We start from the raw sequence: 7,807 nt of genomic DNA on the forward strand, positions 1-7,807 counted from the left end.
GTTATATATAAAAATAACAAGTATTCTTCAATTATCTTAACATCTTTTTAAGATATTTTCCTGTATAGGATTCTTCAACTTTTATTATATTTTCAGGTGTTCCAGTTGCAACTATTGTTCCACCCTTATCTCCACCTTCAGGTCCTAAATCAATAATATAATCAGCACACTTTATCATATCTAGATTATGTTCTATTACTACTACAGTATTTCCTGCCTCTACTAATCTTTGAAGTATCTCTACTAGCCTGCTTACATCATCTATATGAAGTCCTGTAGTTGGCTCATCTAATATATATAAAGTTTTCCCTGTACTTCTCTTTGAAAGTTCATAAGCTAATTTTATTCTTTGAGCTTCACCACCTGATAATTGTGTTGATGGTTGACCTAGTCTTATATATCCAAGCCCTACATCATATAAAGTTTCTATTTTATTTTTTATTCTTGGAATATTTTCAAAGAATGTTAAGGCCTCTTCAACTGTCATATTTAGTATATCGTCTATAGATTTTCCTTTATATTTAACTTCTAAAGTTTCTCTATTATATCTCTTTCCTTTACACACTTCACAAGGTACATATACATCAGATAAGAATTGCATTTCTATCTTAATAATACCATCACCTGTACATGCTTCACATCTTCCGCCCTTAACATTAAAACTAAATCTTCCTGGTTTATACCCTCTCATCTTAGCCTCAGGTGTATTTGAGAATAATTCCCTAATTATATCAAATACTCCTGTGTAAGTTGCAGGATTTGATCTAGGTGTTCTTCCAATTGGGCTTTGGTCTATATCTATAATTTTATCAATGTTTTCGTGGCCTAAAATTTCTTTATGAGCCCCTACTGGATTCTTACTTCTATTTACTAATCTATTTAATCCTTTATACAAGATTTCATTTACTAAGGTACTTTTACCAGAACCTGAAACTCCTGTTACCATTGTTAAAGTTCCTAGTGGAATTTTTATATTAACATTCTTTAAATTATTTTCCTTAGCACCTTTAACAGTTATAAAGTTCCCATTTCCCTTTTTTCTTTCCTTTGGAGTTTCTATTTTCTTTTCTCCTAATAAGTATTGCCCTGTTATTGATTTCTTACACTTTTTGATATCTTCTACAGTACCAGTTGCTACTATTTCACCACCGTGTTCACCAGCTCTTGGTCCAATATCTACAATATAATCTGCTTCCTTCATAGTATCTTCATCATGTTCAACCACTATTACAGTATTACCAACATCTCTTAAATGCTTAAGAGTTGCTATAAGTTTGTCATTATCTCTTTGATGAAGTCCAATACTAGGTTCATCTAGTATGTATAATACTCCCATAAGTGCAGAACCAATTTGAGTTGCAAGTCTTATTCTTTGAGCTTCTCCTCCTGATAAAGTTCCAGAATTTCTAGATAGATTTAAGTAATCTAGACCTACATCTATTAAAAATTTAAGTCTATTTTTTATTTCTTTTATTATTTGATCACTTATTATCGTGTCTTTCTCAGAGAACTCTAAGGAATTAATATAATCTAACTCTTCTTTTATAGATAATTTAGTAAATTCATATATATTTTTTTCTCCTACAAAAACAGCTAAAGCTTCTTTTTTAAGTCTTGCACCATTACACTTAGGACAAGGATTATTCCCCATATATTGCTCAATATCATTCTTTATAATATCAGAGTTAGTCTCTCTATATCTTCTCTTCAAAGAATTTATTTCTCCATCATAAGCATAATTGTATTGGGATCTTACACCATCTTTAGTATAAGTAACCTTCATTCTCTTTCCATTAGTTCCATAAAGAATTAAATCTAACTCTTTCTTGCTTAGCTCTTTAACAGGCCTACTTAAATCAATATCGTATTCTTCACTTATTGCCTTTAAAATAGCATAAGTCCATGAATCCTCCTTTAATCTTCCTTCTCCCCAAGTAGCTATAGCTCCTTCTAATATGCTTAACTCCTTATTTGGTATAACTAGATTTTCATCTATCTCCATTAAAGTTCCTAACCCATCACAGCAATCACATTTACCAAATGGAGAGTTAAAAGAAAATAATCTAGGTGCAAGTTCATCTATACTTAATCCACACTCTGGACATGCAAACTTTTCACTAAATAATATATCTTCGCCATCTATAATATTAATTAATACTAAGCCTTCTGCAAGCTTAAGTGCAGTTTCAATAGAATCCGATAGTCTACCTTCTACACCTTCTTTAATTATTATTCTGTCTACAACAGCTTCAATATTGTGCTTTATATTCTTTTCAAGATTTACTTCTTCTTCTGTAAGATCGTAAATTGAGCCATCTATTCTAGCTCTAACAAATCCACCTCTTTTTATATTTTCTAAGACTTTTTCATGAGTTCCTTTTTTTCCTCTAATAACTGGAGCTAAAACTTGAATCTTAGTTCTATCCCCAAGTTCCATTACATTATCCACAATTTGATCAACAGATTGTTGTTCTATTGGAATCTTACATTTTGGACAGTAAGGCTTTCCTACTCTTGCGTATAATAGTCTTAAATAATCATATATTTCAGTAATAGTTCCAACAGTTGAACGTGGATTCTTACTAGTTGTCTTTTGATCTATAGATATAGCTGGTGATAATCCTTCAATATTTTCTACATCTGGCTTATCCATTTGTCCTAAAAATTGTCTTGCATAGGATGAAAGAGATTCAACATATCTCCTTTGTCCTTCAGCATATAAAGTGTCAAATGCTAATGAAGATTTTCCTGATCCTGATAACCCTGTAAATACTACTAATTTATCTCTAGGTATTTCTAAAGATACATTTTTTAAATTATGTACCTTAGCACCTTTTATTATTATTTTATCCTTCATATTATTTGCCTTTCTCCTTATATTTACATTCGCTCGAACAAGCGTTCTTTATTCTATTCTAGTTTTTATTATATTTATTGTCAATTATATATTAAAGTATTTGCAAAATAAGAGTGTAATAAACCTACATTTGATTTATTGCACTCTTACTATATTTAGTCCTTAATTTTAACCTCAAACCCAATAGTTTTATCTTTAGCTATAGACTCTATTTCTAGCTCAATAGTACCTTCATCTCCTTCAAGTATTTCTAAGTTAGTAATTATTTCTATCACTTTACTTGTACCATCACTTAATTCTTGAGTGTGTGCAGATTTACCAGCTACTACATATTGTTTATCTTCATTTTTAAATTCTATACCTTCAACATTTCTAGTTTTTAACTGTAAAATATTATTTTCATAGCTTTCAAAAGTAGTATTAAATTCATTAGCTTTTACAAGTCTATTATTTAAATCTACTATTATCTTTTTGTCATCCTTCTTATCATAAAAAACTCCATCAGCTTTAAATAGGATACTTCCAACTTTAAGCTCCCCTTGAAATTCTATACTATTATTACCACTACTATCAAAAATACTATATGATGATGAAATATTGTACTCATTACCACTATCATCTATTAATACTGGATTATCAAATCCAACAAAATTATATTTATCACTATTTAATATAAAACTCATAATTGTTCTTGTATTAGAAGTAGCTATATTCTTTATTTCAATATCTCCAATCTCTGTCTTTATTATATTATTATTAATAGTAATATTTCTTAAGGATGTATTAAATTTTTCATTTAATTTTACTGGAACCTTAAAAACAGCTAATTCTTCTGTTTTATCTTTATTATAAATATTAAAAATCAATAGAAATTCTTCTTCAAATCTATTAAATTTAATTTCAATGTAATTTCCTTCTTTTCCAAAAGCATTAGTACTATGACTGGAACTAGCTTCTATCTCATTATTTTCATTAATATCCTTTAATTCTATACTTGCTCTAGTATCCTCTGGTAATTCATATTCTATCCACATAGCTTTATAATCACCAACTACCTTACCTATCCTTAGCTTTATTCCATTTATCTCTTCTTCATATCCTATGTCTTGAACTAAATCTTCTTCTACTGCATTTTCAAAACCTTTATCTACAGTTAAAAGTTCAGCTAACTTTCCTATTATAGGTAAGTTTTGAGCAACTACCGAAAATCTAGGAAATAAATTTAAAGCCATAAAAATAGTTATAAAAGATGCTACTAGTACTTTTCCTATTAACCCAGTTTTATTATTTTTCTTATTACCCTCTTTTATAGATTTAATAACTATAAATTCTAATTCCTCAGGAATCTCTATATTCTTATATGCTATTTTTTCTTTTTCAAATATATTCTTCATAACTATTCCTCCTCAATTTCTTTTCTTAGTAAATTTAAGGCTTTATGAATCTTATTTTTTACTTGGGATTCCTTTATATTTAATATTTCTGATATTTCTCTTATTTTATAACCATGAAAATATTTTAATACTATTATTAATCTAAGCTCTTCATCTAAATTTTCAATTAATAAATTAAATCCATCTTCTTCTTTCTTTGATTTATTAATTAGTAATTCCATATCCTTATCTTCTACTAACAGTGTTTTAGAACTCTTTCTAATATAATCTATTGCAGTATTAACAAGAATCCTTATAAACCACTTATCAATATTCTCTAATTCCTTTAAGGAGTCAATATTCCTATAGGCCTTTAAAATGCTTTCATGTATTACATCCATTGCATCATCCTTATTTTTCAGATACATATATGCTATCTTAAATAGTTTTTCCTTATTTTTATTAAGATATTCCTCAATGACCTTATCCCTACCCCTTTTAAACACCATTTTCCCTCCAATCAAAAGCATAATTTACTATCTACTATATAGACGAATAAAAAGACTATTTTGTTTAAACAAAATAAATTAAAAATGCAAAATTTAGAATGTAGAATTATTGAAGTAATTTGTTCCAAATTACAAAAACATATCAATAAAAAAACTCCATACGGAGTTTTTACATTAATTTTTTATTCTTCATTATTCATTTTACATTGTGCGTTAGCACACTATACGCCTTCAAAATCAAACAATGGTATAAAACTTTCACTATCAGTTCCTTCCTCTTGTATAAATCCATTTTTAACTCCTATATTTAAAGCGTAATCAATAAGCGCCTCATAGTGCTTTTGATTTAAAGGTTTATTTATTTCTGGATAATCTTTTACATGCTCTAATGGAGTATATTGATTCATAATACTAATATAAACTTTATCTCCATATGTATTATGTATATAATCTATTATCTTTTTAGAATCAAATAGAAGACCTGGCAACATAAGATGCCTTATTATTACCCCCTTCTGAACAATTCCACTTTCATCAAACTTAACTTCACCAACTTGGTTTACCATTTCATTAATTGCAGCTTTAGCATAATCAAAATAATCCTTAGCTTTTGAATACTTACTTGAATATTTAGTATCAAAATACTTCATATCTGGTAAGTATACATCTATATATCCTTTAAGCAATCCTATTGTTTCTACTTTCTCATATCCACTGCTATTATAAATAATAGGAAGTTTTAACCCATTCTCCCTAGCAATCTTTATAGCTTCTATTATTTGAGGAACATAATGAGTTGGGGTAACTAAATTTATATTTAAGGCTCCCTTCTCTTGAAGTTCAATAAATATTTCTGATAATCTATCTATGGTTATTTCCTTTCCCCACTGACATTGACTTATATTATAATTTTGGCAAAAAACACATTTTAAAGTGCAATAAGAAAAGAAAACTGTTCCCGAACCTATTTCTCCTGATATACATGGTTCTTCCCAATAATGAAGGGCAGCCCTAGCTACCCTTATTTTATCTCCTGCTCCACAAAAGCTTCTTTCACCACTTAATCTATTAGCTCCACAATTTCTTGGGCATAAATTGCAACCTTCTAATATTTCCACTATTCATCACTCCAGATATTCCAAAAACTATTGACAATAATTATTAATATAATAAATATTTTCTTCTTCCCTTATACTTATAACCCCATCTCCTTAAACATTAATTAAATCTGACTTTTCTATAATGAAATAATCCTCTTTAACTTTTATTATTAGTTATATTATTCCATATATTCTTCTATGTAACAATAAAAAAAGAGAGAGATATAATATTCCTTGTTCCATGATAAAGTTTCATGTAACTATAATATTATATCTCTCTCCCTACAGTTAAGGTTATATTTACTTTTTCCCCTTTAAATCATTAATTATATCACGCAACTCTGCTGCTCTTTCAAATTGTAAGTTCTTAGCTGCATCCATCATTTCTTCAGTATATTTCTTAATTAATTTCTTCTTATCCTTTTCTGAAATATCTTTGCTATTTTCAACAGCATATTCAATCTTATCTTCAGCTATCTTAGTTGCTTCTATTACATCTCTAACTTCTTTAATTATAGTTTGAGGAACAATTCCATTTTTCTCATTGTATTCAATTTGAATTTTTCTTCTTCTTTCAGTTTCCTTAATAGCTTTATCCATAGATTTAGTAATATTATCTGCATACATTATTACTTTACTTTCAGAATTTCTCGCTGCTCTACCTATAGTTTGAACTAATGATGTTTCTGAACGTAGGAAGCCTTCCTTATCAGCATCTAAAATTGCAACTAAAGCTACTTCTGGAATATCTAATCCTTCTCTAAGTAAATTGATACCTACTAATACATCATGTTCTCCAAGTCTTAACTCTCTTATAATTTTCATTCTTTCTATAGTTTCTATATCTGAATGCATATATGCAGTCTTTACACCTAGATCCTTTAAATACTTAGTTAAGTCCTCTGCCATTCTCTTAGTTAAAGTAGTTATAAGAATTCTAAATCCTTTTTCAATAGTCTTTTGAATTTCTCCATATAAATCATCTATTTGACCCTTTACTGGTCTTATTTCTATAACTGGATCTAATAATCCTGTAGGTCTTATAACCTGCTCTGCTATGTTGGTTGAATGATCTAACTCATATTGTGCAGGTGTAGCACTAACAAATACTACTTGATTTATTTTTTTCTCAAATTCTTCAAACTTTAATGGTCTATTATCATAAGCACAAGGTAGCCTAAAACCATAATCAACTAATGTATTCTTTCTGGATCTATCACCAGCATACATAGCTCTACATTGTGGTAATGTAACATGGCTTTCATCTATAAACATTAAGAAGTCATCTGGAAAATAGTCTAATAAGGTTTGTGGTGGTGTTCCTGCTGCTCTTCCATCTAAGATTCTTGAGTAATTTTCTATACCACTACAGTATCCCATTTCTCTAATCATTTCTATATCAAAATTTGTTCTTTGTCTTAGTCTTTGAGCTTCTAATAATTTTTCCTGGCTGTTAAGTTCTTTAAGTCTATCTTCAAGTTCACCTTCAATTTGACTTATAGCTCTTTCTAAAACCTCATGGGATGTAGCAAAGTGAGATGCTGGTGAAATTGAAACGTGATTTCTTTCACCTAAAATATTTCCAGTTAATACATCAAACTCTCTTATTCTATCTATCTCATCACCAAAGAATTCAACTCTTATTCCTTTATTAGATGATGATGCTGGTATTATATCTAAGGAATCTCCTCTTACCCTAAAGCTACCTCTAGCAAAATCAATATCATTTCTTTCATATTGAATTTCTATAAGCTTTCTAATTATTTCATCCCTCTCCTTTATCATTCCAGTTCTTAATGAGATAGTTAATTTTCTATACTCCTCTGGATTACCTAGTCCATAAATACATGAAACTGATGCAACTATTATAACATCTCTTCTTTCTAATAGTGCAGAAGTTGCAGAGTGTCTTAATTTATCTATTTCATCATTTATTGATGCATCTTTTTCTATGAAGGTATCTGTTTG

5 protein-coding genes are annotated in these 7,807 nt (G+C 28.9%); all 5 read right to left on the bottom strand.

What is annotated here, in order from left to right; all coding sequences use genetic code 11:
* Positions 1-31 precede the first annotated feature (31 nt).
* Positions 32-2,857, bottom strand: coding sequence for an excinuclease ABC subunit UvrA (uvrA, locus tag HUJ77_RS03460; protein ID WP_291707181.1), 2,826 nt, complete (start codon positions 2,855-2,857; stop codon positions 32-34).
* A gap of 155 nt (positions 2,858-3,012) precedes the next feature.
* Complete coding sequence (locus HUJ77_RS03465; protein WP_291707182.1) at positions 3,013-4,251, bottom strand: DUF4179 domain-containing protein; 1,239 nt, start codon at positions 4,249-4,251, stop codon at positions 3,013-3,015.
* A gap of 2 nt (positions 4,252-4,253) precedes the next feature.
* Entirely contained in the window at positions 4,254-4,739 is a 486-nt protein-coding gene (locus tag HUJ77_RS03470; protein ID WP_291707183.1) for a sigma-70 family RNA polymerase sigma factor, read from the bottom strand.
* 221 nt (positions 4,740-4,960) lie between these two features.
* Positions 4,961-5,860 (bottom strand): radical SAM protein, encoded by a 900-nt coding sequence (locus HUJ77_RS03475; protein WP_291707197.1) that lies wholly within the window; start codon positions 5,858-5,860, stop codon positions 4,961-4,963.
* Positions 5,861-6,139: 279 nt separating this feature from the next.
* The coding region (gene uvrB / locus HUJ77_RS03480; RefSeq protein WP_291707184.1) for an excinuclease ABC subunit UvrB at positions 6,140-7,807 on the bottom strand (1,668 nt) is incomplete at its 5' end.

The organism is Clostridium sp. (assembly GCF_021443865.1).
GTDB lineage: Bacteria > Bacillota > Clostridia > Clostridiales > Clostridiaceae > Clostridium.